28 protein-coding genes are annotated in these 26,808 nt (G+C 40.4%); 11 read left to right on the top strand and 17 right to left on the bottom strand.

What is annotated here, in order from left to right:
• Window positions 1-292 precede the first annotated feature (292 nt).
• The 3 genes from ACRYKC_RS06435 to ACRYKC_RS06425 form a co-directional block, all read right to left on the bottom strand.
• Window positions 293-1,738: a carbon starvation CstA family protein gene (locus tag ACRYKC_RS06435; RefSeq protein ID WP_433805913.1), complete on the bottom strand. Its 1,446-nt coding sequence runs from the start codon at window positions 1,736-1,738 to the stop codon at window positions 293-295.
• A gap of 154 nt (window positions 1,739-1,892) precedes the next feature.
• Window positions 1,893-2,189 carry a hypothetical protein gene (locus ACRYKC_RS06430; protein WP_433805912.1) on the bottom strand — a complete coding sequence of 99 codons (297 nt, stop codon included), beginning with the start codon at window positions 2,187-2,189 and terminating at the stop codon, window positions 1,893-1,895.
• Window positions 2,190-2,606: 417 nt separating this feature from the next.
• Window positions 2,607-2,813 carry a Spo0E family sporulation regulatory protein-aspartic acid phosphatase gene (locus tag ACRYKC_RS06425; RefSeq protein WP_433805911.1) on the bottom strand — a complete coding sequence of 69 codons (207 nt, stop codon included), beginning with the start codon at window positions 2,811-2,813 and terminating at the stop codon, window positions 2,607-2,609.
• Window positions 2,814-2,967: 154 nt separating this feature from the next.
• Between ACRYKC_RS06425 and ACRYKC_RS06420 the strand changes: the two genes are divergently transcribed.
• Window positions 2,968-3,348, top strand: coding sequence for a RidA family protein (locus ACRYKC_RS06420; RefSeq protein WP_433805910.1), 381 nt, complete (start codon window positions 2,968-2,970; stop codon window positions 3,346-3,348).
• A gap of 42 nt (window positions 3,349-3,390) precedes the next feature.
• Here the strand turns inward: ACRYKC_RS06420 and ACRYKC_RS06415 are convergent, their stop codons facing one another.
• Entirely contained in the window at window positions 3,391-3,621 is a 231-nt protein-coding gene (locus ACRYKC_RS06415; RefSeq protein ID WP_433805909.1) for an excisionase family DNA-binding protein, read from the bottom strand.
• A gap of 145 nt (window positions 3,622-3,766) precedes the next feature.
• Between ACRYKC_RS06415 and ACRYKC_RS06410 the strand changes: the two genes are divergently transcribed.
• From ACRYKC_RS06410 to ACRYKC_RS06400, 3 genes are all read left to right on the top strand, one after another.
• Window positions 3,767-4,600, top strand: a complete 834-nt coding sequence (locus ACRYKC_RS06410; RefSeq protein WP_433805908.1) for a DUF1206 domain-containing protein — start codon at window positions 3,767-3,769, stop codon at window positions 4,598-4,600.
• 238 nt (window positions 4,601-4,838) lie between these two features.
• The gene (locus ACRYKC_RS06405; RefSeq protein WP_433805907.1) at window positions 4,839-5,294 is read left to right on the top strand and encodes a hypothetical protein; all 456 of its coding nucleotides are present in this window, start codon (window positions 4,839-4,841) and stop codon (window positions 5,292-5,294) included.
• 94 nt (window positions 5,295-5,388) lie between these two features.
• On the top strand, window positions 5,389-6,141 hold the full coding sequence (locus tag ACRYKC_RS06400; RefSeq protein WP_433805906.1) for a VCBS repeat-containing protein: 753 nt from the start codon (window positions 5,389-5,391) through the stop codon (window positions 6,139-6,141).
• A 42-nt stretch (window positions 6,142-6,183) separates the two neighbouring features.
• On the opposite strand, the gene ACRYKC_RS06395 is transcribed toward ACRYKC_RS06400, so the two are convergent.
• The 7 genes from ACRYKC_RS06395 to ACRYKC_RS06365 form a co-directional block, all read right to left on the bottom strand.
• Window positions 6,184-6,894 (bottom strand): lysozyme family protein, encoded by a 711-nt coding sequence (locus ACRYKC_RS06395; RefSeq protein ID WP_433805905.1) that lies wholly within the window; start codon window positions 6,892-6,894, stop codon window positions 6,184-6,186.
• Between the two features lie 175 nt (window positions 6,895-7,069).
• A complete protein-coding gene (locus ACRYKC_RS06390; RefSeq protein WP_433805904.1) occupies window positions 7,070-8,404 on the bottom strand; it encodes a GH1 family beta-glucosidase in 1,335 nt (444 codons plus the stop codon).
• A 19-nt stretch (window positions 8,405-8,423) separates the two neighbouring features.
• Window positions 8,424-9,251: a carbohydrate ABC transporter permease gene (locus tag ACRYKC_RS06385; protein ID WP_433805903.1), complete on the bottom strand. Its 828-nt coding sequence runs from the start codon at window positions 9,249-9,251 to the stop codon at window positions 8,424-8,426.
• 12 nt (window positions 9,252-9,263) lie between these two features.
• Window positions 9,264-10,151: a carbohydrate ABC transporter permease gene (locus ACRYKC_RS06380; RefSeq protein ID WP_433805902.1), complete on the bottom strand. Its 888-nt coding sequence runs from the start codon at window positions 10,149-10,151 to the stop codon at window positions 9,264-9,266.
• A 90-nt stretch (window positions 10,152-10,241) separates the two neighbouring features.
• Complete coding sequence (locus ACRYKC_RS06375) at window positions 10,242-11,567, bottom strand: ABC transporter substrate-binding protein (protein ID WP_433805901.1); 1,326 nt, start codon at window positions 11,565-11,567, stop codon at window positions 10,242-10,244.
• Between the two features lie 151 nt (window positions 11,568-11,718).
• Window positions 11,719-12,726, bottom strand: a complete 1,008-nt coding sequence (locus ACRYKC_RS06370) for a LacI family DNA-binding transcriptional regulator (RefSeq protein WP_433805900.1) — start codon at window positions 12,724-12,726, stop codon at window positions 11,719-11,721.
• 215 nt (window positions 12,727-12,941) lie between these two features.
• On the bottom strand, window positions 12,942-14,243 hold the full coding sequence (locus ACRYKC_RS06365; protein WP_433805899.1) for a Na+/H+ antiporter NhaC family protein: 1,302 nt from the start codon (window positions 14,241-14,243) through the stop codon (window positions 12,942-12,944).
• Between the two features lie 279 nt (window positions 14,244-14,522).
• On the opposite strand from ACRYKC_RS06365, the gene ACRYKC_RS06360 reads away from it, so the two are divergent.
• The 3 genes from ACRYKC_RS06360 to cypC all read left to right on the top strand — a co-directional run bounded on the left by ACRYKC_RS06360 (window position 14,523) and on the right by cypC (window position 17,648).
• A complete protein-coding gene (locus ACRYKC_RS06360; RefSeq protein ID WP_433805898.1) occupies window positions 14,523-15,029 on the top strand; it encodes a cupin domain-containing protein in 507 nt (168 codons plus the stop codon).
• 191 nt (window positions 15,030-15,220) lie between these two features.
• On the top strand, window positions 15,221-16,237 hold the full coding sequence (locus ACRYKC_RS06355) for a Gfo/Idh/MocA family protein (RefSeq protein ID WP_433805897.1): 1,017 nt from the start codon (window positions 15,221-15,223) through the stop codon (window positions 16,235-16,237).
• Window positions 16,238-16,400: 163 nt separating this feature from the next.
• The gene (gene cypC / locus ACRYKC_RS06350; protein ID WP_433805896.1) at window positions 16,401-17,648 is read left to right on the top strand and encodes a CYP152 family fatty-acid peroxygenase CypC; all 1,248 of its coding nucleotides are present in this window, start codon (window positions 16,401-16,403) and stop codon (window positions 17,646-17,648) included.
• Between the two features lie 35 nt (window positions 17,649-17,683).
• Here the strand turns inward: cypC and ACRYKC_RS06345 are convergent, their stop codons facing one another.
• On the bottom strand, window positions 17,684-18,742 hold the full coding sequence (locus tag ACRYKC_RS06345) for an AI-2E family transporter (protein ID WP_433805895.1): 1,059 nt from the start codon (window positions 18,740-18,742) through the stop codon (window positions 17,684-17,686).
• Window positions 18,743-19,052: 310 nt separating this feature from the next.
• Between ACRYKC_RS06345 and ACRYKC_RS06340 the strand changes: the two genes are divergently transcribed.
• Window positions 19,053-19,208, top strand: a complete 156-nt coding sequence (locus ACRYKC_RS06340) for a Fur-regulated basic protein FbpA (RefSeq protein WP_433805894.1) — start codon at window positions 19,053-19,055, stop codon at window positions 19,206-19,208.
• A gap of 29 nt (window positions 19,209-19,237) precedes the next feature.
• Window positions 19,238-19,543, top strand: a complete 306-nt coding sequence (locus tag ACRYKC_RS06335) for a MerR family transcriptional regulator (protein ID WP_433805893.1) — start codon at window positions 19,238-19,240, stop codon at window positions 19,541-19,543.
• Window positions 19,544-19,662: 119 nt separating this feature from the next.
• On the opposite strand, the gene ACRYKC_RS06330 is transcribed toward ACRYKC_RS06335, so the two are convergent.
• From ACRYKC_RS06330 to ACRYKC_RS06310, 5 genes are all read right to left on the bottom strand, one after another.
• Window positions 19,663-20,061 (bottom strand): DUF4870 domain-containing protein, encoded by a 399-nt coding sequence (locus ACRYKC_RS06330; protein ID WP_433805892.1) that lies wholly within the window; start codon window positions 20,059-20,061, stop codon window positions 19,663-19,665.
• A 211-nt stretch (window positions 20,062-20,272) separates the two neighbouring features.
• Window positions 20,273-21,763, bottom strand: coding sequence for an alkaline phosphatase (locus tag ACRYKC_RS06325; protein ID WP_433806181.1), 1,491 nt, complete (start codon window positions 21,761-21,763; stop codon window positions 20,273-20,275).
• A gap of 346 nt (window positions 21,764-22,109) precedes the next feature.
• Complete coding sequence (locus ACRYKC_RS06320; RefSeq protein WP_433805891.1) at window positions 22,110-22,451, bottom strand: CHY zinc finger protein; 342 nt, start codon at window positions 22,449-22,451, stop codon at window positions 22,110-22,112.
• Between the two features lie 28 nt (window positions 22,452-22,479).
• Window positions 22,480-23,670: an MFS transporter gene (locus ACRYKC_RS06315; protein WP_433805890.1), complete on the bottom strand. Its 1,191-nt coding sequence runs from the start codon at window positions 23,668-23,670 to the stop codon at window positions 22,480-22,482.
• A gap of 19 nt (window positions 23,671-23,689) precedes the next feature.
• Window positions 23,690-25,333 (bottom strand): SLC13 family permease, encoded by a 1,644-nt coding sequence (locus ACRYKC_RS06310; RefSeq protein WP_433805889.1) that lies wholly within the window; start codon window positions 25,331-25,333, stop codon window positions 23,690-23,692.
• Between the two features lie 239 nt (window positions 25,334-25,572).
• Between ACRYKC_RS06310 and ACRYKC_RS06305 the strand changes: the two genes are divergently transcribed.
• Both ACRYKC_RS06305 and ACRYKC_RS06300 read left to right on the top strand, forming a co-directional pair.
• Window positions 25,573-26,019: an excalibur calcium-binding domain-containing protein gene (locus tag ACRYKC_RS06305; protein WP_433805888.1), complete on the top strand. Its 447-nt coding sequence runs from the start codon at window positions 25,573-25,575 to the stop codon at window positions 26,017-26,019.
• Window positions 26,020-26,084: 65 nt separating this feature from the next.
• Window positions 26,085-26,735, top strand: coding sequence for a class D sortase (locus ACRYKC_RS06300; RefSeq protein ID WP_433805887.1), 651 nt, complete (start codon window positions 26,085-26,087; stop codon window positions 26,733-26,735).
• Window positions 26,736-26,808: the final 73 nt, after the last annotated feature.

Raw genomic sequence — 26,808 nt, 5'->3', positions numbered from 1 at the left:
TTTTGAGGCATTTCCGTTATTCCAAACAAAAGGAAGGAGGTTGGGAAATGGCTAGACCCTGTTGGAACATCCAGCATGACAGGTGAGACACTGGAGAGCATTGGCTCGAGGAGGCTCAGCGCATGCCCACGGAAAGCGCGCTTATTTCCCGAACCTCCAAGCTCTAGTTATGATAAAGGAAACCAACAAAACGAATTTATCAATTGAGTCTTCCACTACCCTTCTATAAAAAGAAGATCACAAAAAACACTCCAATGCCTAATTACATTGGAGTGTTGCACATGATATACCTTTATCCTGCTTTAGTTGTAACCACTTCTTCTTCTCGGATGTTTTTCTGTTTGATAATTTGCCAGACGAACCAAGTTACAACAGCAAGCCAAATGACTGATCCTATCACCATGGAAGTAGAATAAGATAATCCAAACCCTTCGGGTGCATAGAAAATATAAGAGCTGACGACAGCTGTCATAAACAGAGCGGGTACACTGCAGATCCAGTGGAATTTACTATTTTTGAGTAAGTACATAGCCCCCGTCCAAAGCATCACCGTAGCGACAACCTGGTTGGACCAGCCTACATATCTCCAGAGGAAGCTGTAATCCATCTGAGTAAGCAAGAAAGTAGGGACAGCCACAGGAATCGCAAAGAAGATTGGTGACCATTTGCCGTTAAAGTCTTTCTTACTTAACTGACGGAATAAATCTACAAGCATCATCCGCGATGAACGAAGAGCTGTATCCCCGGTTGTGATAGGCAAGATGATCACCCCAAGTACAGCCAGGATGCCGCCTAATGTTCCGAGAGTTGTACTGCTGATTTCGTTGACGACACCTGCAGGACCACCTGCATCAAGCGCTGCTTGCAATCCTCCGGTACTGCCAAAGAAAGTCATGCCAGCAGCTGCCCAGATCATTGCGATAATTCCTTCTGCCACCATCGCACCGTAGAAGACTTTTCGCCCCTCGCTCTCTTTTTTCAGCGTACGAGCAAGGATTGGACTTTGGGTACTATGGAAACCTGAAATCGCTCCACAAGATACGGTAACCATAAGCATCGGCCAAACTGGCAACTCTTGCGGATGCAAGTTTTGCAAAGTCAAATTAGGAATCGGGTTGTCGAAAAAGAATAGGCCGACACCGATAGAAACCGCCATAAAGATAAGGATAGCACCGAAGATCGGATAAACCTTCCCGATAATTTTATTGATCGGCAATAAAGTAGCGATCAGAAAGTAAGCAAAAATTAAGATAATAGATGTCATAAATCCAAGCGGAGTCACTTGTGACAATAATTGCGCCGGGCCTGCGGTGAAGGCTGCAGCGACGAGGATCATAAGCCCAATTGATAATAAGTTGATAAGCGCTTGTACGGGTCTTCCTAAGTATTTACCCACAAGGCTCGGGTATTGGGCACCTTTATGACGTAATGATAGCATTCCAGAAAAATAATCGTGGACCGCGCCTGCAAAGATCGTTCCTACGACAATCCAGATAAACGCTACGGGTCCATATAGTGCCCCGAGCACCGCACCGAAAATTGGACCAAGTCCTGCTATATTCAAAAGCTGGATCAGACTCGCTTTCCACCAGCTCATTGGTGAGTAATCAAAACCGTCGTGATTGGTGTAAGCAGGGGTCTTTTGCTGATCATTAATTCCAAAAATTCGCTCGACCACCTTTGCATAAACCAAATATCCGACGATGAGTAAAACAATAGATGCGATAAACGTGATCATCGCTGAGCCTCCCTTCATAATTAAATGTAAAGAGTATTCTAGCGAGAGATTTGTCGAATAGCAACCCAATATCAGAAAATTTATATTTTTATCTTTTTTTTCTAAGAAATGAACCGTTTTCATTAAACAAAATAAAAAACCAGCAAGAAAAGCCTCACTGGTTTTGGTCAACTATTATCTTTTTTGCCACTTTTCCATCTACTTCGATTCCTTCTCCTGAAACCCAAACTTGGACCTTTTCATTTGATAGCGGATCAATAGGTTCGTTAATCTCTGTATTCTCATTGATGATCACTTCATATGTCGGGTAGCTTGCTTCAGGATCGACTGTATCCTCTCCAACTACGATGCTATTTTCCTTCACTTCGATTATCGCACCTTCAAAGTCAGGTTTGGTTCCACAGCTTGCGAGTAAAGCCACCATCAGCAAAATCCAAGCATTTTTTTTCAAAATGGCGTTCCCTCCTCAAATCGCTGTTATTTTATCTGCGTTAGATAAGTTAAAAGGTTACAACTCCATAAAATAATTCCAGACTAGGCTTTATCTTTTACACTACAAGAATGTAAACTTCGGGAGGCATTAATGGATCGCTCAATCAACAAACTAAAGGTAGAACACTCGTAAGATGATAAAACAGATAGGATTAGAAGTATTAGTGGCTTCGATTTACGGAAAATTCATTGCTTCACCAATAATAAAAAAACCTCTACGTAATGTAGAGGTTTAACCTGCCATCCCGTGGAAATGGTTAAGTTCCCGCAGTCGTTATTAACGTTCGGGTGGCATTAGTTCAAACTTATCATACGTTTCACAATACAACAACACTCTAGTTTTATTGACATAGAAAATCAGCTTCTATGTATAACTTTATCTTTTTGAATAGCATCCTCTTGTATGTCTCCTCAGCTTATTTAACAGTTCATCTAAATCCCTTGATACTTGCAGCAGGTCTTCCTCTGATAGATTCTGATCATATATCTCATACATCCTTAAGCGCAAAACTTCAATCTTCTCTTCCAGTTTCTCTTTTTCACTCATGTAAGTTAAAACCCTCCGTTCATATTGTAGAAACATGATCCTATACCCACTATGATTTTACCCTCCTGTCCATCTCGTTAACGTTACAATTGGATAACAATGGAACAATTTGCGAACCAGGTTACGATTTCCCTGTAATGTAACTTCATGTTAGGATAGATTCAATCTTACATAACAGGAGTGAAAACTTATGTTTAAAGCCATCTCTACAGATCAAGCCCCTGCAGCTATCGGTCCGTATTCTCAAGCTGCAGATCTCGGAAACCTGCTATTTATTTCAGGTCAAATACCATTAGACCCGAAAACCATGGAATTTGTATCCGATGATGTTAGTAATCAAACTCACCAGGTTATGAGAAACCTCGGAGCGATTCTCGAAGAAGCCGGTCTGAGTTATAGAAACATCGCCAAAGCCAATATTTACTTAGCTTCGATGGATGATTTTTCAGTTGTTAACGATATATACGCCAGCTATTTAAGCGAGCCTTATCCAGCAAGAGCAGCTGTTGAGGTTAGTAAACTGCCTAAGGGTGCATTAGTTGAAATTGAAGCTATAGCAGTAAAAGAATAATGAAGTGAAATAACCAAAAGCAGAGCAAATGCTCTGCTTTTTTCAATCTTCATCTTTGACATAAGGATCTTCAGGTATCGGTTCATTTAAATAGTCCTGAATCATCGCACGATATTTTTCTATTTGCTCAAAATGAGTGCTGAATTGTTCTCTGTTAATCAAGTAATGCTCCCCGTCATGAAGAGTACGAATCTTCCCCTGCCTAACCAGACGAATGATGTACTCTTCAGGCAGGTCCAAATACTCTGCCGTCTCTTTTATAGTCAAATACATGAACATCCCCTCTTTCCAAGAATACTATACCATTTAGATGCCTTTCCCGGCACTATTCAACCAATTTTTAACAAATTGTTTCTTTTAACCTTACTTCGGGAAATGTAATCGTGAATAAACATTCTAACGAAATGGGTGAGGAGTCATGAGTTCATCAATGACAACGAGCGCGCAAGCTCAACAAACAAAAGAAGAAATCAAACCCTGGATTCGACGGTTTGGCAGGTTTGGTTACATGGCGAAGGGAGCCGTGTATGGCCTCGTCGGCGTACTGGCCTTCATGGCAGCTATCGGTGTAGGGGGAAAAACAACGGGAACCAGCGGAATGCTCCGTACCTTAGCGGGAGTTCAGTTTGGAGAAATCCTTCTATGGTTAATAGGAATTGGTTTAATTGGTTATGTTATTTGGGACTTTATAAAAGCCATCAAAAATCCGCAAAATAAGGGAGCCATATCACGGATTGGCTATGCCGTCAGTGGTGTTATTTATGGAGCTCTTGCTTTAAATGCCATCAAAATAGCAATGAAAGCCGGAAGCAGTAGTGGCAATTCAGAACAGACACTATCGGCTAAGTTATTATCCCAGCCTTTTGGGCAATGGGTTGTAGGTGCGATTGGTATCATTATTATCGGTTATGGATTATATGAACTTTACTCTGGATGGAGCGAAAGGTTCATGAAGCAATTTAAAACGGGTCAAATGGATCGTCATGAACAAAAAGTTGCTCGAAAGTCCGGAAAAATGGGATTGATTTCACGAGGCGTAGTTTTAGGACTTATCGGATTTTTCTTTGTACAAACGGCCATGTCCGCTAATCCCGATCAAGCTAAAGGACTTGATGGAGCTCTTTCTGAACTGGCCCAAACACCTTATGGTCAATGGCTTCTAGGGGTAGTCGCTTTAGGCTTAATTTTGTATGGGATCTATCAAATTATCCGTGGACGTCATGAACATATGAGTTTTGGAAAGATTAAATAAAAATGGACGACTGCATAAAAAAGCCTTCCCTAATCAAAGGGAAGGCTTTCGATTTTTGTCGCGAATGTACCGACGACCACATTCGTCGTTTAGCTTTTAAGCTTATACTTCGTCTTACACAAACAGCTCATCGCTCTTAAACTATACAACATCTACTGATAATTAGCAATGAATTCTTTTCATACAGAAACAGTCTTGTGCTATACTAAAATGATGAAAAGAAGACTAGGAGGTTCCTATGTTATCGTTTGAAGAAAAATTATCCGTTATTGAAGAGTTCGAGGAATTAGAAAAGAAAGAGATTTCATTGGGACGAGTGAACTTCCACTATGAAGAAAGCTTATATGATAAAAAAATCGTCGTCTACCGTTTACACCCGAATGGCAATGGCTTCGTTTATGCAGGACAAATGGAAGACTATCCAACTGACAGTAAAGGAATGGTAAGCATTAAGGACTTTGATGCGGATGAACTTCGAGAGCTCATTAGAGATTCTATTGAGTCCTTATCTCTCTCCCCTGCCGAGAAAGATCCTGTCATGGAAGAATGGTTAAATGAGAATGATCAAGCTCTTGTGCTCATGAGAGAAGAAGACGGTTACAATGTGTACGCGGACGAACAATTAGAAGGAACATTCAATTCCTATGAAGAAGCAGCTAATTTCCTCCAACAGGAAGGGTTCAGCCGTTTATAAAGTTTGAAAGAGGGCTATAAGCTCTCTTTTTTTATGCCATCATTTTTTAAAACTAAGCATAAAATAAGCTAACACCTTATCAAGGATGGTGGCGATGATGTATTATGACTCCTTTTACCAAAGGCAAACCCAACCCTCAGGGAATTCTTATATTCTCTCTTATGCCCAGGGAGATGTGAATGGAGATTACGTTCCAGATTATGTTTATCTTGTAGGTCAAAGATCTCCAGATAGCCCTTATACTACAGACATCACACTAGTCATCCAGGATGGGAAGACACAGCTGTTTTATTCGGTCCCCCTGAAAACGAATGAAGGCTATCAGCCAAGTTTATTCCTTGGGGATTTTACAGGTAATAAAGTTAATGATATTTATATCCGGATGGATTCAGGAGGTAGCGGCGGGTTCGGGTATTTTTATGTCTATTCTTTCTTGAACAATCAACCTGCTGTTTTGTTCGACTATGAAAGGTTCGACGATCTTTACGTCTACTCAGTCATTTATCAAGATCAATACCGTGTAAAAGTGACGAACCAGACACTCGGTTTGACGTTCACTATTGACTTGAGTAACCGCGGAGATGATTACTTAGCTGAAATCTATAACCCAGACGGAACATTAATCTCATCGTTAGAAGGCTCTGTCTTAGGGTTGAACCAGCTTTACCCAATTGATTTTAATGGAGATGGAATATATGAATTATATGCGCTGCAGAGGATTATCGGCCGATATAGTGCTGACGGTCTTGGCCTCGTCCAGACACCTCTACAATGGGATGGCGAGCGCTTCAAGTCATTCATTGAGAATCAATATGTTGCCGTTCTTGGCCAGCCGTTAAATCCCTAACCTATCTAAAAAAGTTGACCTCCGCTTTAAGAGGTCAACTTTTTAACTTTCTCGAAAGTATTTTAAAATTTCACCTACATAATCAAAATCCCCATAACAGGCTGAAAGCTCAGCTTCTTCAGGAGACCGACAGCTAAAATTTCCTGAGCCTTGCAATTTCTCAAACATTTTCTTTGAGTACTGAATGGCTAAATCTTTGGAGTATTTTCCTCCATTTTCCTTAACATACTGAATAAACCCATCTCCGAAATTATACGACTGCAAAGCAAGTTTCACATCGTTCCCAGCCTTCTCCAATACGTTCGAAAAATAACGGACACCTTGCTTTACAGATTTATCAGGGTCTTCAATACAGCCTACCTCCCCGCACAACGATTCAGAGGCCTGCATAGGATCTGCACCTTCCCCCTTGGACTCTTGCATCATAAGTGCAAGGATGACATTCGAATAGGGTTCCACACCATACTTCTCTGCATGCTTCTCAATTTCTTGTTCATACTGAAGCACTTGCTCAGAAACATCTGGAAGCTGATCCACGGGATAGGCATCTCCATCATATTGAATGGTAATGTCTTCTCCCATTTGTTCTACTTCCTGCTGCGGTGAGGACTTTTCTTGGGTTGGTTTGCTTGGTTCGGTTTGTTCACTCGTTACTTGTTCTGTTTTTGAAGGGGAAAGAAGAGAAAAGAGGAATAAGCAGACTACCGTCATGCACAGAGTGAAAACGGTCATCCAAAAAGGTTGCTTCTTCATAAGAATTAACGCCTCCTATAAACCTCTTCCCTTTTCTCCATAAGAATATCCATTTTTTGGACGATTCTAACTGGTAAGCTCTTTTTCTTTCCCTTTCTATTAATTATGGAATATTCTAAAAAACGCTCTCTAGTAGGCTTCTTACTAATCTCTTGGGATGACTGTTCTTTAAAGCTTACAGTTGTCTGCAATGCACAATCTCCGCATACCTTTTGGCGCTATCCTTCATGTATCGCTTCTGAGTCGTAAAATCTACATACGTGATGCCAAAACGTTTATTATACCCGAATGCCCACTCAAAGTTATCAAGTAAAGACCACAAATAATAGCCTCGAATGTTCATGCCTTCTTCGTTTAAGACTGCAATTGCTTCTAAATGTTGTTCCATGTAATCTTTTCTTTCTGAGTCGTGAACAGAACCATCTTCTTCAAGGACATCCTCATAAGATGCACCATTCTCTGTAATATAAATCGGTAAATCAGTATAATCTCTTCTCAATGTATGGATTAGTTCCTTAAATTCATTAGGGGAGACATCCCATCCCATGCCTGTCTTCGGATAATCTGATTCTCCTGGTTCGAATAGAAGAGTAGACTCTGAAGAATAACGAATTAAAGCTCGATTGTAAAAATTTATACCAAAGAAATCACAAGGTGTAGAGATATCTAGTAAATCTCCTTGTTGGATATAATCAAAGCTTTTTATTTGTTTCGAATAAAGATTCATCATGTCTGAAGGATAGCTGCCCTTAAAGATCGGGTTCAAAAACCAACGATTCAGATAACCGTCAAAGTTGTTTGCTGCCAGTAGATCTTCCACTGAATCACTTGCTGGGTACACAGGAGAGAGATTCAATGTTATCCCTATTGGTTTATCTAGTTCAAGCTTGTTTTTATATAATTTTACAGCTTTCCCGTGTGATAAAAGTAAATGATGAGACACCTTCGCTGCTTCTTCTAAGTCTTTATGTCCAGGCGCATGTACCCCTTCATAATACCCTAGAAGTGCTGCACACCATGGTTCATTATGAGTAATCCACATCGATACAAGGCCATCTAATTCTTCAAAACATTTTTCTGCATACTCTAAAAACCACTGTACTGAATCTCTATTGACCCATCCACCTTTGTCGTGCGCCCATTTTGGCATATCCCAATGATAGAGAGTGACAAATGGTTTAATACCTGCTTCATTCAGCTTCGCAGCTAGCTTTTTATAAAATTCCATCCCCTCTGGGTTGTACTGTCCTTCATAAGGAAAAATTCTAGGCCAAGCAATGGAAAACCGATAGGAGTCCACACCTAACGCTTTAATAATTTCAATATCTTCTTCAAATCGGTGATAATGGTCGCAAGCTATATCCCCTGTATCTCCATTCCATACCTTTCCTGGTATCTTGGAAAATTCATCCCAAATAGATGGAGTTCTTCCTGCTTCGTTTGCAGCCCCCTCAATTTGATAGGAGGAAGTAGCCGTTCCAAAAATAAAATCCTTTGAAAACTGTTTCATCTCATGCACCTCTTTTTTATTATTCTTTTACTGATCCAGCAGAAATACTGCTTATGATATATTTAGAGAAGAACAAGAACGCGATCATAATTGGAACAACTGAGATTGCAATTCCTACATACATTGACCCTAAATTTTGAGCTACCTGAGAACCTTTTAAGAAGCCCATTAACACTGGTATCGTAAACTTCTCAGGAGAGAACAGGACAACTAACGGCACGATATAGTTATTCCATGAACCTATAAAGGTAAAAATCGACATGGTGGCTACCGCTGGCATCATAATAGGTAATGCGATTATGTGAAATATTTTTAATTCACTTGCCCCGTCCATTCTAGCTGCTTCTAACAGAGTAGGATGTAAAGTCGTGGCTAGGTACTGCCTTAAGAAAAATACGACGAATGGGCTCGCAATAGCAGGTACAATCAAAGGAACAAATGTATCGAGTATTCCCAGAAATTTACTAAGTTCATAGAATCCGATTAACCCCAGTTGCCCTGGAACCATCATCATTAGAAGCATAAAAATAAATAAAGCATTCTTACCTTTAAAATTATAAACAGCAAATCCAAAAGCCGTTAAAGCAGAGAAATATCCGCTCAGGACAGTAACTGAAATGGATACGATTAAACTGTTTTTAAAACCATTCCATATGTTTACGTAATCCATCATTATTCGATAGTTTTCAAGTAAAGAGCTGCCTGGCAAAAAGGAAAAACCAGCCAAAATCTCTTTGGTATCCCTGGTAGAGTTTATGATCATCATATAAAAAGGCAGGGCGCTTACTAAAGCTAATAAAAGCAAAGAAGCATAGATTACTAGTTTCGTATATTTCTTTTTATTCATGGCTCACCTCTCCTACTCTTTTACGCTTTTACGATACATTGACTTAAAGGTGATGGCTGAGAAAATTACGGTAATAAGGAACAGTGCATAAGCAATTGTTGCTGCATAACCATAGTTATTATATCGGAACGCTTGGTTGTATAAATACAGAACCATTGTATTCAGTGAACCTTCAGGTGCTCCGAGCCCATCCGTAATTAACATAGGAAGGTCAAATAATTGCAAGCCGCCAATAAGTGACGTGATCATGACATATAGCATAATAGGCTTAAGCAAAGGTAGTGTTATATGTAAAAACGTTTGCCAACGATTAGCTCCATCAATTAAAGCTGCTTCATACAACTCTCCTGGAATACCAGAGACACCTGCCATTAGCACAATGAAGGTGTAACCAAACCACATCCACGTAAGAATTAACGCCACAGAGATTTGGGCAGTAACCGGTTGATTCAGCCAGTTAATTGGCTCTGAGATAAGACCGATTTGCTGCAAGAACATATTAATGGATCCATGACGCCAATCCAGCATGATACTAAATAAAATCGCTACCGAACTGATTGTAATTAAATTCGGCAAATAAAATATTGCTCGAAAGAATCCAAGACCCTTTATTTTAAAGCGGAGATCTGAGAACAAAGCAGCTAATAAAAGTGCAATGCCTAATTGCAGTGCAAAATTTAACCCCCATATTTTCCACGTGTTAAAAAATGCCTCATAGAAATAACCATCACTTAAGATACGAATATAATTGGTAAAACCAATAAATTGTGGGGTTCCATATCCCTCATAATTCGTAAAAGTATAATAAAAAGTTAATAACACTGGGTATATATTGAACACTAAGAAAATAGCAAAAAATGGGGCTATAAAAAAGTATCCTTTATGATCTAGTTTTTTCATATAGCACTCCTTCTTTCTCCAGGGTAAAAAGAGTATTGGGATAGAAGCGACTGCTTTTATCCCAATATGTCTTATGCTGAGATGTCTGGTTTATTGGGGTATTTTAATCTCAGGGTATGCATTTTTCACTTGGTTATAAAATTCATTAATAGCTTCTTCTTTCGATTTCTTGCCGTCTACATAGTCCTGTACTTGTGTACCAAGTATCGTATCAATTTGCTGGTCATATTTTGTAACAATTCCAGTGTCAATTTTCTCTGCTTGCTCTAAGAAAAATTTATAGTTATTTTGTCCGTCTAAAAATGGCTCACTGAAATCACCTTTGATTTTTTCTGTTACTGGTAAGTAGGAAAGAACATCTCCAGTCTCTTTTGCCCAGTCTGTCAAAAATTCTTCCTCATGTGTCATCATTTTCACGAATTCCCAGGCTAGATCTTTTTTATCAGAACCACTGTATATACCTAGCCATGTTCCACCCCAGAAATATGGAGCAGGACCATTTGTTACAGCCCAATCTCCCGCTGTGTCTTCTGCATTAATTTTTAATACACTATGCAATCCCCATGTAGGCAAAGCATACGAGAATACTTCGGTCTTTTCTCCGCCTTCTTTACTTTCTTCTCCGTCATTACCAATTGAAATAGGACCATTCATAGACTCAATCCAAGAAGGAGACCATTCAGCAGCAAAAGCAGTATATTCTTGTTCACGTAGTTTTTTGGCGTGGTCAAAATAATTTAATTTTGCATCTGTCATTACAAGTTCATTATTTTCATTTACCCATGGTTCAGGTTCTTCTCCTTTAGAAAACCAGCGAATAGCTCCTTCATCCGGGAATAATCGATATCCTTTTTCTTTCATTTTTTCGCCAACTTCAAAAACACCATCCCAGCTAGACATCATTTCACCAATTTTATCAGGGTCTTCCGTTCCTAATACTTCATTAGCTATACTTCTACGATAGAAAATGCCGCCAGGAGTTGTTTGCCAAGAAAGAGCTTTCACATTTCCCTCTGAGTCTTTTCCTAAATCAAACACATAGTCCACATAATCTTCTTCCCACTCATCAGCGTTATACGGCTCCTCGGATAAGTTCTCCCAATAATTGCGATCCGTCCACTGTTTTAGGAAAGCAATTTCTCCAGTAAAGACGTCAGGTGCCCCGACACCACTCTCTAAAACGGGCTTAAGCTTTGTTGGGTAATCAGCGATAGGAACGATGGTTAACTCAACCTTTACGCCATTTTTCTCTTCAAAATGTTTAATTGGCTTCTTAAGTTCATCCGTAAATGACCAAACCTTAAGTACATCATCGTCTTTTTCCCCATTAGAATTAGCACTAGAATCTGAAGAACATGCAGCAGCAACAATTAACATAAACACCAGCACCAAAAATAAATTAAACCGTTTCTTCAAAATAATAACCCCCTATAAAATTTATTAGAAAGGATGTCTAACCCTATCCAAACATTAAATAACGAAACCGGTTTCGTTAGCTTTAAAAAAATATAGTTATTCGAATATTTCGAATAAAGAAAGCGGTTTCGTAAATGCTTAAAAAAAATACTTATAGACTTCTACATGATTTTCTTATTACTAATTCGACTGGAATCATCAAACTTTCGATACTTTTTTGCTTTTGGTCTATTTGTTTAATTAATAGGTTTGCTGCTTCGATTCCTATCAAAACTGTTTTCTGTTTAATTGTTGTCAAAGGAGGATTAATAAATTGTGCTAATTCTATATCATCAAAACCTACAATAGAAATATCATCAGGTACCTCTAGACCGTGGGATCTTATAGCCTGGATAGCACCAATAGCCATTTCATCACCTGCTACATAAACAGCAGTGGGAGGCTGGTTTAATTTCAATAACTTTTCCATAGCTTTATATCCGCCATCTCTCGAAAAGTATGCACCATTCTCAATGAAACGCTCTTCATTCGGTAGTCCTAACGATTCTATAGCTTGTCTATATCCTAATAATCTTTGTTCACCTGCGTAAAGAGTAGCATCTCCTGAAATATGTGCAATTGCGCGGTGTCCCAGGGAATATAAGTAATTAACTGCCATTCTACTTCCATCAATATTATCAGAGTACACAACGCTTGACTTATTACTTTGTAGATCAATAACAACACTAGGGATAGAGTCCTCCATTAATTCCTGTACCTGCTCCTCGTTATAAGAAGAACAGACGATAACCACTCCATCTACCCCTCTATACCGGAAGTGATCGAGATAGCTCTTTTTTTGATTGCTTATGCTTCTCGATGCAAAAAGCAAATCATATCCAGAGAATTCAACCTGTTTACGAAAGCTCTCAATTACTTGATTAAAAAATGGATGCGTCATACCAACACCTAGCGATTCAGTAAACACAACTCCAATAGTCCAAGACTTTTTAGTCGTCAATGTTCTAGCATGTGAATTTGGCAGATAACCATTTTCCTCCAAAGCTAACTGTATTGCTTTTTTAGTTTTTTCACTTACATCTTGATAGTTATTTATTACTTTAGAAACCGTTGTGATAGAATAACCCGTCTTCTTTGCTATATCATAAATAGTAACCAACTTTTCACCTCTTTACGAAAGCGGTTTCGTTACTATTATTATAGAGGTTATTTTTGAGATTACAAGATAAATTTTACAATAAAATAAAAAATGCCAAATACCCCACTCTTCTATTACCAGAGGAGATATTTGACACTTAAGCTTCAAATCATGGTTTGAATTTACACGTTTTTTCGTTTCAGGTCTTCAATGCTGACTTTTCGGGCAATCAACCACTAAGACTTAGGCTTTATCGTGAACTTCGGAAATCTGAACATTATTGCTAGTATTCCTGAGACCGCAAGCAATATTGGGTAAAAACAAAACGGTACGATCGCCACAGGAGAAATACTTGCCACACCTGCAACAGATAAGATCTGTGCACCATAAGGAAGCAAACCTTGAACGGAGCTTGAAAAGATATCCAACAGACTTGCTGATCTTCTGGAATCAATTTCAAAGCGTTCAGAAATCTGTTTGGCGAGAGGACCTGCGGTAATAATAGAAATCGTGTTATTGGCCGTAGACAAGTTAACCGCACTGACCAGTCCTGCGATTCCGAACTCTCCCCCACGGTCTGTACGGGCACCACGGCTGATCGAGTTCAACAGGAAATCAATGCCTCCATTTCTTCGAATCAATTCCACCAGACCGCCTAATAGAATAACAAGTAGAGAAAGGTTTTGCATGCTTTGGAATCCATCTCCAAGAAGAGTTACGAAGTCCATCATGGATATTTCATTGACAGAAAGGCCAACAACCCCTGCAAACAGAATGCCTCCCATTAATACATAGATGACATTCACACCTATAACCGCGAAGATGAGAACACCAAGATAAGGCAAGACCTTCACCAAATCATAGGGATGCTCTTCCTGTAAGGTTGTAGAAGCATCCGCTGTAATCACACCGAAAATAACTGCTGTGATGATCGCTGCGGGTAAAACAATAAAGAAATTGGCTTTGAATTTATCTTTCATTTCTGTTCCTTGCGTACGTACGGCCGCAATGGTTGTGTCGGATATGATTGATAAATTGTCACCGAACATCGCACCGCTGACGATCGCTCCCATAGTCAAAGCAACGTTAACATCTGTCTGGTCTGCAATCCCCATTCCAATCGGCGCAAGAGCGACAATCGTCCCTACAGAAGTTCCCATTGATATGGAAATAAAACAAGCAATCACGAACAATCCTACAATCAATAAGTTGCCTGGAAGAATGCTAAGGCCTAAATTGACGGTCGAGTCCACAGCACCTACACCTTCTGCAATAGAAGAAAATGCTCCTGCTAGCAAAAAGATGATTACCATCAGGATAATATCAGGGTGGCCTCCTCCTTCTGTAAGGTGACGAAGCTTGTCTTGAAAGCTCATCTTTCGATTCATCAATAAAGCAACGAGAATCGCTGCAAATAAAGCAACGAGGACAGGGAGTTTATAGAAGTCTCCTGTTAAAATTCCAGATCCAATAAAAAGTATGATAAAAACCCCAAAAGGGATTAGAGCTAAAGGATTGCCTTTTCTAAGTTGTTCCATTCTAGTTCCCTCCTATCAATATGAGCAAAGTGCCTACATTCCTAAAACTACTTAAAGGGAATGTGCTAAATGATATAGCTTATCATATTAAAAAAAGCCTTCACTTAATAAAGCTGGCTCTCTACACAAGTATTTCTAATAAAAATCACGTTATTACTCTACACCAATGGCTATATGAATAGCAAGTCTCGAGAGGTTTCAACTCTGACGCTCCTCCCCTTTCTGCAGCGTATGGCAGAGGCTGGTATAATGATAACAGCTTAAAAAGGAGTGATATCCATGCAAGAAGAAGCGGAAAAAATCATTAATAAACTTGATTTACAGCCTCATCCGGAAGGAGGTTTTTATAAACAAACGTACTCTTCTGACGAAAAAGCAGGTGATGAAACTCTACTTAAGAAATACAAAGGAGAGCGTTTATATTATACGAGCATCTATTTCCTTCTGCGTTCTCAAGATGTTTCCCACCTTCACCGGTTGAAATCAGATGAGTTGTGGTACTTCCATTCTGGAAGTCCTTTGACTATTCATATGATCCATCCAGAAGGAACCTATGAGGAAGTGAAATTAGGACTTGATTTAGATAACGGGGAAGTGCCGCAATACAAGGTCCCAAAACACACGATCTTCGGCTCTTCCGTAAATAAACAAGACACCTTTTCCCTCGTCAGCTGTATGGTTTCTCCTGGGTTCGACTTCGATGACTTCGAACTGCTCAGTAAAGAAGAACTTTTAGAACAGTATCCTGAACATCGGAAGGTAATCAACACGTTAGCCTCTCATTAAACTTTTGCCGTTTAACCCCCTAAAGAAAAACAGCATGTCGAATAGTATGAATGTAAGACCTCCCCCTAAAAATTTCGAGCACAGCCAAAATTTGGCTGTGCTCTTTTTTGTGGTACTCCTAAAACTACCTTCACTGACAAAGCATGATAAACTTATGGAAGTAGAATTCAAACTAGAAAAGGTGGTTCCTAATGATTAATGTAGCGTTACTCAGTAAGTGGCATGTCCATGCCGTGGATTACGCAAAAGAAGCGCAGGAAAACCCTGCTATATCGATTGAACTCATTTGGGATGAGGATGCTGAACGCGGAGCTCACTGGGCCGAGGAATTAAATGTGCCTTTTGAGAACAACTTGGATGCAGTTCTATCTAACCCCTCTATTGACGCTGTAATCGTTTCTACTCCGACAAAGTTACATAAAGAGATCATCATCGCTGCCGCTAAACATGGAAAGCACATTTTCACAGAGAAAGTGCTTGCTTTTACAACAAAAGATTGTAAAGACATATTGGATGAAGTCAACAAAGCTGGAGTAGAGTTTATGACCTCTCTTCCTAGACTGACAGCAAACTATTTTTTATATGCCCAGCAAGCCTTAGATCAAGGATTACTTGGGGACCTGACTATGCTAAGGTGCCGTGTCGCCCACAATGGTGCTGTCCCAACAAGAGAAAATCCGGATGGCTGGCTGCCACACCGCTTTTTTGACGAAGAAGCATGCGGGGGCGGTTCATTGATTGACCTCGGTGCACATCCTATCTACCTTGCCAACCGGTTAGCAGGTGGAAATCCAGTAACGGTGACAGGGACGTTGCAGTCCTTGATGAAACGAGGAGTCGATGACTACTCTGCAGCTCTCATAGAGTATGACTCTGGAACCGTCGCCACGCTCGAGACCAGTTTCGTCTCCACTGGCAGCCCTTTTCAGCTTGAATTATATGGCACAGAAGGAACTATACTAGTAGAAGATGGTCAAATCAGGGTGAAAAGTACTTATTTAACTGAAGACAACTGGGTGACTCCTGACCAAATCCCGGAGGCAGCTCCTATGCCGATGGAACAATGGGTATCCTCCATTTTAGATGGAAAACAGGCGAGTATTAATCAAAAAGATGCGATTCTATTAACGCTTATTAATGAAGCAGCGTCTCTTTCTCATAAAGAAGATCGCAAGGTAAAACTGATTGAAAATCAAATTAAGAAATAACCACCTATCAAAAAAGACCACTCGAATGGAGTGGTCTTTTAGTTATGATTTGGTAATATTTCTCGGTATTTTATCTCCGATTATTTTTCTCTTCCGTTTGGTTTATTCAATCGTTTTCAGAGGAAACTATTAAAACATGCAAGTTATGAGGAGGGATTTACATATGGTCGTTAAAGTACCGAAAGACCGTACGTTGGATAATACACTTACCCTATTTAAGGATGGCTATGAATTCATACCAAAGCGCATTCAAAAACATCATTTAGACGTATACGAAACCAGGTTATTGGGGCAAAAAGTTGCACTTCTAAGTGGCGAAAAAGGCGCGGAACTTTTTTATGACACCGAACGTATGAACAGAAATGGTGCTTTGCCTAAACGTGTTTTAAAAACGTTATTCGGAGAAAACGCAATTCAAACCATGGATGGTGAAGCTCATACCCACCGTAAGTTGTTGTTCATGTCTTTAATGACACCTGAAGCATTAGAAAATCTTCGCAAGATCACAACTACCTACTGGGAACAGTATGCCAGCAAATGGCAAGGCATGAAAAAAATCGTGCTTTATGACGAAACACGTGAACTGTTATGCCGGACAGCGTGCGACTGGGCAGGAGTCCCTCTATTAGAAAAAGAGGTACCAAAACGAACTGAGGATTTAAGTAAGATGATCGATGGGTTCAGCGCGGTCGGCCCTCAGCATATCGAGAGCCGCAGAGCACGAAAACGTTCAGAAAAATGGATAGAAAACCTTATTAATAAAGTTAGAGAAGGTAAACTTGATCTACAGGAAGGTACGGCACTTTATGAGATGGCAAACCACAGAGACCTTAGCGGACAACCACTGGATGCCCGCATGGCTGCAATAGAGCTGCTTAATGTGATCCGTCCCCTTGTTGCCATCTCCAAATTCCTGACTTTCGGCGCCGTTGCACTGGAAGATTTTCCTCATATAAAAGCTCAAGTGGCTGAAGATGACGATTATCTCTTCCACTTCACACAAGAAGTTAGACGTTATTATCCCTTCGTCCCTTTCTTGGGTGCACGCGTCAATCACGATTTTACATGGCAGCAATACGCTTTTAAAAAAGACCAGCTTGTCCTTATCGACGTTTACGGAACCAATCATGACCCACGTTTATGGGAGGACCCAGAGACCTTCAAACCAGAACGATTCGAGGATTGGGAAGGCGGACTATTCGATTTGATCCCTCAAGGTGGAGGTGACTATTACAAAGGGCACCGATGCCCTGGTGAATGGCCGACACTCGAAGTTCTTCAGGCAAGCTTTCAATTTATGACACGCCATCTCCAGTACAAGGTTCCTAAACAAGATTACAGCTACAGCCTACGTAAAATGCCCTCGCTTCCTAAGAGCGGATTCATCATAAAGGAAATCTCTATAAGATAACGAAAAGCCAGCCCTTAACTAGAGGCTGGCTTTTCTCACGTATGTGCTTGATACATCTTATAAAGATCTTTTAATACCATTTTCACAACCGCATATAACGGAACGATTATGACCATTCCGATAAAACCGAATAAAGGAGCCGCGACAATAATTAGCAAAATAATCGTAAGCGGGTGCAAATGAAGGCGATTCCCGAGAACCAGCGGTGCTACAAGATTTCCCTCCAACTGCTGTACCACTATTATAATTATAACGACGTAAAGAGCCATGGCAGGATCCTGCATCAGCGCCACAACAAACGCTGGAATCGTACCAATAATGGGACCAAAGAAAGGAATGATCGCCGTTACTACAATGAACATCGAAAGTACCAGCGCATAATCCAGTCCAATGATTAAGAATCCGATATATGCAAGCACCCCGTCTACGAAAGCTACGGTCACTTGACCGATCAAATAAGCCGACAGCGTTTTGTCAACATCTTTTAATAAGTTCTCTACCTCTACTTTAAATCGCCTCGGAAAAGCTTTTCTTAAAAATGGAATCAATTTGTGTCCATCTTTTAATAAGAAAAAAAGAACTACTGGCACAATAATCAGAACAGTAGTAGCTCCTGCAATCCCCGAAAGTATTTGCGAAGCATTATCACTAATAGTTTGAATGAAATCACTAAAAAAACTATTTACCCGTTGACTAAGTGCGTCGGTCGATAACATCCCCATATCCTTCTCTTCGATTTGTTTCTCCGCTTCCTTAGCTGTATCTTTCAATTTTTGCGGCAGATTTGAAATGTTAGTAATCTGTTCCTTCACTGTATCTGCCAATAAATTGACTCCAGCATAAATTACCCCCGCAATACCAGCGAATACCAAAAGTATTGCTACAGGCTTAGGAAAGAATTTGATCTTAGACAACGCACCTATTAACGGTCTGATTAAGTAAAAAAGAAACCCCGCAATTAAAAAAGGGTAAAAAAGCGTATTAAAGACTTTTAATAAAGGTTCGAAAAAGTGAAGAAGCTCCAAGAAAAAAATACATATTAAAATAAGGATGATCCCAGTTAAATATTTGAAAAAACGATGGTTAATCCACATGCGCCCACTCCTTTTACACCAATAATGTCCTCTTACACCCATGATTCACTTTAACGAAAACGTGTAAACCAAATACTAGAAAACAGGCAAATCGGACCCGGATATGTAAGGTAATATACCATACCAATTTTATATTATGTTAGATTTTCTAACATATAAAGTGACATTTGAATCTCAGTAAGATATTCTAGACAATATCATAGATTACAGGAGGGGAAGCAAACGAAACTATGAAGAATGTTTGTTTTAATTTTGATACCCAGTACCTGTTCGTTTACTTTTAAATACTTTCAAGCCGAGGTGATCCATCATGAAAAATCATTTGCGTCATGCTGTTGAAACAATGAAACAACATTACATCGAAAGACTGGTGGCAGCGGGAGTATTTCAATCATCAGACGAAATCCTACAAACCCTTACATTAAGCGAATTGGAAACACTTGTAAAAAGGCTGGATCGTGCATAACTGCTTTCTATTTTCAAGGAGGAGAAGGGATGTCTTCATACAAGGAGAAGAAAGTGATCTCAATTGGAACTGTAAATGAACTGACAGGGCTGTCAGTGAGACAAATTCGTTATTATGAAGAAAAAGGACTGATCTATCCTGAAAGAACCAATCGGGGAACAAGAAAATATTCGTTCTCAGATGTAGAATTGCTTCTTCAAATTGCGGATAAACGTGAGGAAGGAGTTCAAACATATGAGATTAAAAAAGATATGCAGAGCAGTAAAGAGAAAAAGGATAAAATGATGGAACGAATGCTACGGGGTCAATTTAATGCACACTTTAAAATGAGATAGCTGAAGGGGTCTGACATTCGTAGATGCAGACCTCTTCTTCATGAGAGAATCAGTGGTTGAACCACTATCAAAACAATAAAAGGCTCGAACAGAAAACTTCTCTGTACGAGCCTTTTATGTTAAAATATCATTTTCCTCAACTGACTTTCTGCCACCTTCCCTGTAAACGGTAAGTGATATCGATTCCCCTGATACGCTTTTATCATCAAAAAAATCCACAAAATAAGCGAAACAGGTGTAAGCAGTAAACTTACCATAAGTCCAATTATCGGAATCAAATTCAGTACCATTCCTATGACAAAAATCCCACCAAAAACGATCGTGGACTGCATCGCATGGAAACGAATGGTATCGTTCTCTTTCTCCACAAGCAGTAATACGATACCACTGACAAAACCCAGTAAATAAGCAATGACTCCTCCAACATTTTCATCCAGTCCAGTCGAGGATTTTTTCATCCCAGGGGTTGGTGTTCCTCCGCCTTTTGGAGGCACCGGATTGTTAGGACTTTGTGACATGCTGTTCACTCCTTCTTTTTCATATCAAAGTGCTTTTCAACAAACGACCGTGACTATGGAATGACAGTAGCCCAACAATAACAGAAGAAACAACAAAAGATGACAGACTATTCTGTAATTTCATTATACGAGTGTCGAAGGACAGGGTCAATAGAATTAGGAGAAGAGCAATAAAAAAGACCATCCTCAGTTGATCTTTTTTTAGTCAAAACTAATTAAGAGAATTTTTTCTGCGGAAAACTAGAATGGCACCCACTCCTGCAATCAAGGCACCAACTAGCACTCGAGTAGGATAAGAAGCGTTTGTATCTGCAAGCGTTCCTCCGTCTTCTGATTTGGATAAGCCGAGAATTTTGAAGATGTTGTCCGCATTCTCAGTATTGTCGATCTTACCTGTAAACATTTCAGATCCTGGCCCGTAGGCATAAACAGGAACATCAACACCTGTGTGGCCGTCTGTCGTCCATCCAGTTCCAGAACGCTCATTAAAGATTTGTTCAATACTGTTATCCACTTCCATCATTTTTTCTTCTTCAGAAGCATTAGCCATTGCATCCTTAACCGCTTGGATCTCCTCTGATTTTAATTCAAAGTCAATGTTTTCAGTTAGTGTATTGTCAATATCAGCATCTTCTTCAACAATTTGGCGCGCCATATAATCCGGCGTGCGTTTTGCTGCCTGAATTACCTCTGGATCCCATTTATATGGGCCGCCTTCCCCAATCGAAAATCCACCAGTAGAGTGGTCCGCAGTCGTAACAACAAGTGTCTCTTCGTCTTCTTTTGCAAATTCAATAGCTTTCTTGAACGCTTTTTCAAAATCCTCCATCTCACTCATGGCCCCTACGACATCATTATCGTGACCAGCCCAGTCAATCTGACTGCCTTCAACCATAAGGAAGAACCCATCTTCATCACTTTTCAGCTTCTCAAGAGCTGTTGTCGTCATTTCCTCTAAGGAAGGTTGTTCCTGAGGACGATCGATCGCTTTTTCTAAGCCAACAGGAGCAAATAGTCCTAAAATTTGATCACTCTTAGAGTTCATCATCTCTTCAGTTGTGGTCGCATAATCATAGCCATCTTTTTGGAATTCTTTAGCTAGGTTACGATCGTCACGCTCGAAGAAATCTGTTCCTCCGCCAAGAAGCACGTCCACTTTATGCTCCCCCTGGATCATATCATCATAGTAATCATCAGCAATCGCATCATAATTGTTCCGGGATTCATCGTGAGTACCGTACGCGGCTGGAGTTGCGTGGTTAATTTGGGAAGTCGCAACAAGACCTGTTGCTAATCCTTTTTCTTTTGCAGCTTCCAAAACAGTCTTCGTGTTTTTCTTTTCTAGACCGACGGCGATTGCGCCATTGTAGGTTTTAACTCCAGACGACATTGAGGTCGCTGTTGCTGCAGAATCTGGTATGTTTTCTTTTTCATCATCTTCCCCTCCGTCATGATAAGGATCGAATGAATAGACTGATTGCATTCCAACTAAGTGCGAATCAAAAGCTGTCTCTTCCATTTCCTTTGTGCTCATATCATCCTTCAAGTATCGATAGGCAGTTGTATAGGACGGCCCCATTCCATCTCCAATCATGAAGATGACGTTTTTCACTTCTTTATCACTATGTTCCTCGGCCTGTACATGTTGACTCCCTAACCCAGTACTCCCCATAAGCAAGCAAGATAAGGCAGTAACCGACATGATTTTCTCAGCTACGCGGTTTTTCACTCTTTTTCCCCTCCGTATGTAGAATCTTCTTACAGTTGCTATTTTAGGGAGTGATTGTAAACTGCGGTAAAACGTAAAGTAAAAAATTGTAAACAAACAACTAGCCCTGCGTCATTTAGTTTAGGTCAATTTGGAAAAGTCATTCTTAGAAAAGGAGAGAAAACAGGCTATTTCGTGAGTATTGAAAGATATGTAAGAATATAAAGCAGATGTTTTAGAATCTTTAACAGTAAGAAGCCCTCTGAATAATTTTAGAATTCATGTAAGTTTTTAAAGAATTAAAATCGCCACACAAAAAGCCTGCAGAGCCATTCAGTCTCTACAAGCTTTTACGATCATATTCAAAATATAGGTGGTAGTGATTGCTACACCCTTCATTGAACTCGTGATTGCAACTTGGACAGTTATTTACATCAAGGTAAGTTGAAATGCTTAACTCATGGGAACAGTTCCCACATAAAATCGCAGGTTCATCCCATTCTTTTTTTGGCCATCGGGTAGCGTTATGATCAGCTGATGCCTTATGACAGTAATAGCAGGCATAGTATTCTTTACAGCAATGGAACTTAATAGCAATGATATCTTTCTCCGTGTGATAGTGGGCACACCTTGTGTTGATATCAACATCAATCCCTTTAACGATTGGTCGCTTATTATCCATACTTCTCAACTCCCTACCTCCCATTCTATCACTTCTTAAAAAGGGGAAAGCAAATAAATATGAAGACGAGCACTAAACTTGTTGCCGCTACTCCGATCCATTGATAATTTTCCCATAATGCACCTACCGCTGTACTACCTATTGCAACACCTGTGTAATAACTGATCAAATAAAATCCAGAAGCTCCACTCCGATGATGAGTAGCTGATTTACTGACTAAGGCTGCAGCCATCGAGTGGGCCACAAAAAAACCAGAACACAAAAGCGCCAACCCTGTAAGAATAAACCCGACAGGCGACATTAATGTCAGAACCACTCCCCCAATAAGAATGACTAATCCGGCAAACATAATTCTTGTCTGACCTAAGGAATCAGAGAGCTTACCGGCAAACGGTGGTGCTAAGACTCCAAGGATATAAGCAAAATATGTGATGGATATCCATTTCAATGACCAACTGTAAGGATCGGACTGCAGATAGAAAGGTAAGTACGTCCACACTGCAGTAAAGACAATTTGCAGGAGCAATCCGACCATGAATAATACGAGCATCGAACGATCCTTTAAATGAACGACCATGCCACGCAAGTCTTCTTTCAAGGATTGATCCATTTTTTCGAAGAAACGTTCTTTAGGCAATAACCAAATAAATAGAATCATAGAAATCACACCGACTCCTGCGAGTATGAAAAGCATACTTTCCCATTGGAAAACGTCGGTCAAATACCCGCCAACTATTCTTCCTCCCATGCCGCCAAAAGCATTACTTGAAATATAAAGCGTCATAGCTAGTCCCAGATGGTTCGATGAGACTTCTTCTCCTAAATAGCCCATCGCTGCAGCTGGAATCCCTGCAAGGAAAAACCCTTGCAAAAGCCTTAATGCCACAAGCCACTCAAAAGAGGAACTGAAGGGCATAGCTATAAGTATAATTACTGTTATTACTAGGGATAGCTGCATCAGTCGGAGTCTTCCGTATCGATCCGCTAGAAATCCCAATACAAATAATCCAACTGCCATCGAGATAACCGCTGCTGACATTAAAAAACTTGATTCTGTTGCACTAATATCGAACTCTTGTACGAAAACAGGCAATAAAGGCTGAAAGACATACAAGGTTGAAAATATAAGCAAGGAAGCGAGCATCAGCGCGATTGTTACGCGCCAAAACCCTGCTTCCCTCGATGAGTATGGAGTCATTGCTGACTGATTCCTTGCCATTTTTTAAGTTCATCCTCTATTATTGTTGAAATTGATCAGGGAACGTAGTCAAATCAATCCCCCAGATCATAGGCAAATAGAAATAAATCGCTAAAGTAACTATAAAGATAGCGAATATATTCAATAGAAAGCCGGCTTTTGCCATATCGGGTATTCTCAAATACCCTGAACCGAAAACAACGGCGTTCGGTGGTGTGGCAACTGGCAGCATGAAGGCACAGCTTGCCGCGACACCTGCACCGATCATCAGACTGTAAGGGTGAACTGAAATAGCTTGGGCTAAAGAAGCCATGATCGGGAACATCATCGTAGCTGTTGCCGTGTTTGATGTAATTTCAGTCAAGAATATTACAAGGGCAACCACAATGGCCAGAATCAGGATAAAGGTGACGCCTTCCAAGATGGTCAATTGCGTCCCAATCCATTCTGCAAGTCCGGACTCCTGGAAGCCCGTCGCAATCGCCAGACCAGCTCCGAAAAGCAGTAAAATTCCCCATGGCAGCCCTTTTGCAGTATCCCAATCTAATATAAAATCTCCTTTTCTACTGATCGATGGGATTAGGAAGAGAATGATGGCAGCGATCATTGCGATAATCGTATCATTGATATTTTCATTGATTTGCACGAGTACAAAAGAGCGTGAGATCCAGGCAAGAGCCGTAATAGTAAAGACTGTCATCACAATCTTTTCTTCCGGCGACATAACCCCAAGCGCCTCTTTCTCGTTATTAATAACCTTTTTACCGCCAGGCAGCTGCTTGATTTTCATTGGAAAAGCTACTTTTACTAAATAAAACCAGGCAATCGCCAAGAAGATGATCGATAACGGTACTCCAAACGCCATCCAACCGGCAAATGAAATCTCAATTCCATACGTTTTCTGAACAACGGCACGGAAAATCGTGTTTGGCGGTGTACCAATGAGAGTCGCTAATCCTCCAATGGAAGCACTGTAAGCAATTCCCAGCATGATGACTTTTCCAAAATTGAAAGAAGAATGATCGACCTCCCCTTCTCCCTCTTTTTTCAGCTGTTCGGCTGCCTGGTAGATAACGGCCATACCGATTGGAACCATCATCATTGAAGTGGCTGTATTGGAAATCCACATAGAGAGTGCTCCTGTAGCCAACATGAAACCTAGAACAATCAATTCCGTGCTCGTTCCCACAAGACCTATGATGAATAAAGCAATTCTCTTATGAAGGTCCCATTTTTGCATCGCAAGGGCAATTAAAAATCCGCCCATGAAAAGGAAGATGGTATTGTCCCCATAGGACGAAGCGGTGGCATCTCCATCTAATCCCCCGGTAAGCGGAAATAAAATCAATGGAAGTAAAGAGGTAGCAGGTATTGGCATAGCTTCTGTAATCCACCAAGTGGCAATCCAAACGGTGCTGGCTAAAATAGAGACAGCGCTTTCAGATAATCCCTCAGGTTTAAAGAATAGAAGGATTAAGATAAATAAAATTGGTCCTAGAAAGAGGCCTATTTTTTGCCTCATATCAAAGGATGGACCCGAGCCTCCTGTCTGAGCTTTCTCTGCTTCCTTCTCTTGCATCCCTTCTGCATTTCCAGTAACGGTAAACTTCATTAAGTCTTTCGCTTGGTCATGCATAGCCCAGAGCCACTGCCAGAAATTTCTCAAAGGTGTTGACGTTTGCATCTTCCTCTCCTCCTTTTTATTGTCGAATAACTATGAATATTCCCACATATAATCAAATTTTACCACAAGATGGATAGAAGATGCAGAAAGACAATGGACCTAGGAAATTTCGCTAAGGACCTTAATTTTTCTTTTTGGAAATGTTTAACTAGGGCAAATACCGGTTACTGTATCTAAGAAATACAACAATTACCAAAAGGGGATGATTAAATTACTAAATTTACTAAGGAGGAAAAAGTATGAAAAAATTTGTAGCAGGGATCTTTTCATTAGGATTAATTTTCAGTAGCATGGGTATTGTAAGTGCAGATGAAAGTAATGACAAAGATTGTGATGACTTTGATTCTACGGAAGCTGCTGAGCAGTATTGGGAAGAGAATGGATACGATGAAAACAATGATCCGGACCGTTTAGACCGTGATAAGGACGGTGTCCCTTGTGAAAGTCTATCCAGTGATAGCAGTGATGACTCCGCTGAGAGCAGTGATGAGTCTGCGAGCGAAGACAGCTCTTCCGATGATGCTATGGATAGCGACGAATCCTCTGAGGAAACCACTACTGAGGAAAATATGGAAGAAGGCGGAGAAATGCCTGATACGTCAGCACCTTATGCTACATACGCGCTGTTAGGTGCCGGTTTAATAGCAGTCGGCGGATCCTTGTTAGTATTCCGCAGACAGCATTAATAGTTTTTGGCTATCATCCCCACTCGGGCGGGCAATGTGCCTGCCCTCTTTTTTAGAAAAGGAAGGTGAATCCTATGAAGTGGATCGGAACATTAGTCCTTGCTTTTGGTTTACTCATCACTGGCTGGAGTGGTTACCAATGGTATATGGGAAAACAATCGGTATCTGATCTGGCGCAAAGCCAAAAAGTAAATGCTACGGCTGATGATAAGAATATTCAAAATGTACAAACACAAGATAATGATTTACCAAAGACAGAGAACCTACATACAGCTCCATCCAAACCTGTAAGCACTCTTGACTATGAGTTTGGTAAAGGCGAAAAGATGGCTTCACTCGAAATTCCAGCTATTGAGAAGCAGTTTGAAGTGTTCTGGGGTACAGATGACCAGTCGTTAGACCGGGGAGTAGGGATGTACGTCAGCGAATGGACCACTGTACCAAATCTGGAAAAGGGTCATACCGTTTTAAGCGGGCACCGTGAAACCGTCTTTACAGGACTTGGTGATGTAGCAGAGGGCGATGTGCTCACCGTTAATTATGACGATACTTCCTATACTTACGAAGTGGAAAAAACGTGGGTCACTGACGCACAGGACCGGTCGGTCATTGTAGAGAAAGACGACGCTACGCTTACTTTGACAACGTGCTATCCATTTGAGTTTTTTGGTGATGCCCCGGATCGATACATCATTGAAGCTAAACTGAAAAAATAACAGCAAAACTGTATCTTAGAAGATGCAGTTTTTTTCATTTGGTTTATTTCCATTTACTGGATGACCTGAGGTA

Source organism: Halobacillus sp. A1-3 (genome assembly GCF_050971765.1).
GTDB classification, from domain to species: domain Bacteria; phylum Bacillota; class Bacilli; order Bacillales; family Halobacillaceae; genus Halobacillus; species Halobacillus mangrovi_B.
The sequence above is the reverse complement of the archived record's forward strand: the minus strand, read 5'-3'. Positions and strand labels throughout refer to the sequence as shown.

Bases quoted from the DNA above. Each gene is read 5' to 3' on its own strand.
- ACRYKC_RS06435 (WP_433805913.1), bottom strand. From the start codon at position 1,738: ATGATCACGTTTATCGCATCTATTGTTTTACTCATCGTCGGATATTTG.
- ACRYKC_RS06425 (WP_433805911.1), bottom strand. From the start codon at position 2,813: ATGTTTCTACAATATGAACGGAGGGTTTTAACTTACATGAGTGAAAAA.
- ACRYKC_RS06420 (WP_433805910.1), top strand. From the start codon at position 2,968: ATGTTTAAAGCCATCTCTACAGATCAAGCCCCTGCAGCTATCGGTCCG.
- ACRYKC_RS06415 (WP_433805909.1), bottom strand. From the start codon at position 3,621: ATGTATTTGACTATAAAAGAGACGGCAGAGTATTTGGACCTGCCTGAA.
- ACRYKC_RS06410 (WP_433805908.1), top strand. From the start codon at position 3,767: ATGAGTTCATCAATGACAACGAGCGCGCAAGCTCAACAAACAAAAGAA.
- ACRYKC_RS06405 (WP_433805907.1), top strand. From the start codon at position 4,839: ATGTTATCGTTTGAAGAAAAATTATCCGTTATTGAAGAGTTCGAGGAA.
- ACRYKC_RS06400 (WP_433805906.1), top strand. From the start codon at position 5,389: ATGATGTATTATGACTCCTTTTACCAAAGGCAAACCCAACCCTCAGGG.
- ACRYKC_RS06395 (WP_433805905.1), bottom strand. From the start codon at position 6,894: ATGAAGAAGCAACCTTTTTGGATGACCGTTTTCACTCTGTGCATGACG.
- ACRYKC_RS06390 (WP_433805904.1), bottom strand. From the start codon at position 8,404: ATGAAACAGTTTTCAAAGGATTTTATTTTTGGAACGGCTACTTCCTCC.
- ACRYKC_RS06385 (WP_433805903.1), bottom strand. From the start codon at position 9,251: ATGAATAAAAAGAAATATACGAAACTAGTAATCTATGCTTCTTTGCTT.
- ACRYKC_RS06380 (WP_433805902.1), bottom strand. From the start codon at position 10,151: ATGAAAAAACTAGATCATAAAGGATACTTTTTTATAGCCCCATTTTTT.
- ACRYKC_RS06365 (WP_433805899.1), bottom strand. From the start codon at position 14,243: ATGGAACAACTTAGAAAAGGCAATCCTTTAGCTCTAATCCCTTTTGGG.
- ACRYKC_RS06360 (WP_433805898.1), top strand. From the start codon at position 14,523: ATGCAAGAAGAAGCGGAAAAAATCATTAATAAACTTGATTTACAGCCT.
- ACRYKC_RS06355 (WP_433805897.1), top strand. From the start codon at position 15,221: ATGATTAATGTAGCGTTACTCAGTAAGTGGCATGTCCATGCCGTGGAT.
- cypC (WP_433805896.1), top strand. From the start codon at position 16,401: ATGGTCGTTAAAGTACCGAAAGACCGTACGTTGGATAATACACTTACC.
- ACRYKC_RS06345 (WP_433805895.1), bottom strand. From the start codon at position 18,742: ATGTGGATTAACCATCGTTTTTTCAAATATTTAACTGGGATCATCCTT.
- ACRYKC_RS06340 (WP_433805894.1), top strand. From the start codon at position 19,053: ATGAAAAATCATTTGCGTCATGCTGTTGAAACAATGAAACAACATTAC.
- ACRYKC_RS06335 (WP_433805893.1), top strand. From the start codon at position 19,238: ATGTCTTCATACAAGGAGAAGAAAGTGATCTCAATTGGAACTGTAAAT.
- ACRYKC_RS06330 (WP_433805892.1), bottom strand. From the start codon at position 20,061: ATGTCACAAAGTCCTAACAATCCGGTGCCTCCAAAAGGCGGAGGAACA.
- ACRYKC_RS06325 (WP_433806181.1), bottom strand. From the start codon at position 21,763: ATGTCGGTTACTGCCTTATCTTGCTTGCTTATGGGGAGTACTGGGTTA.
- ACRYKC_RS06320 (WP_433805891.1), bottom strand. From the start codon at position 22,451: ATGGATAATAAGCGACCAATCGTTAAAGGGATTGATGTTGATATCAAC.
- ACRYKC_RS06315 (WP_433805890.1), bottom strand. From the start codon at position 23,670: ATGGCAAGGAATCAGTCAGCAATGACTCCATACTCATCGAGGGAAGCA.
- ACRYKC_RS06310 (WP_433805889.1), bottom strand. From the start codon at position 25,333: ATGCAAACGTCAACACCTTTGAGAAATTTCTGGCAGTGGCTCTGGGCT.
- ACRYKC_RS06305 (WP_433805888.1), top strand. From the start codon at position 25,573: ATGAAAAAATTTGTAGCAGGGATCTTTTCATTAGGATTAATTTTCAGT.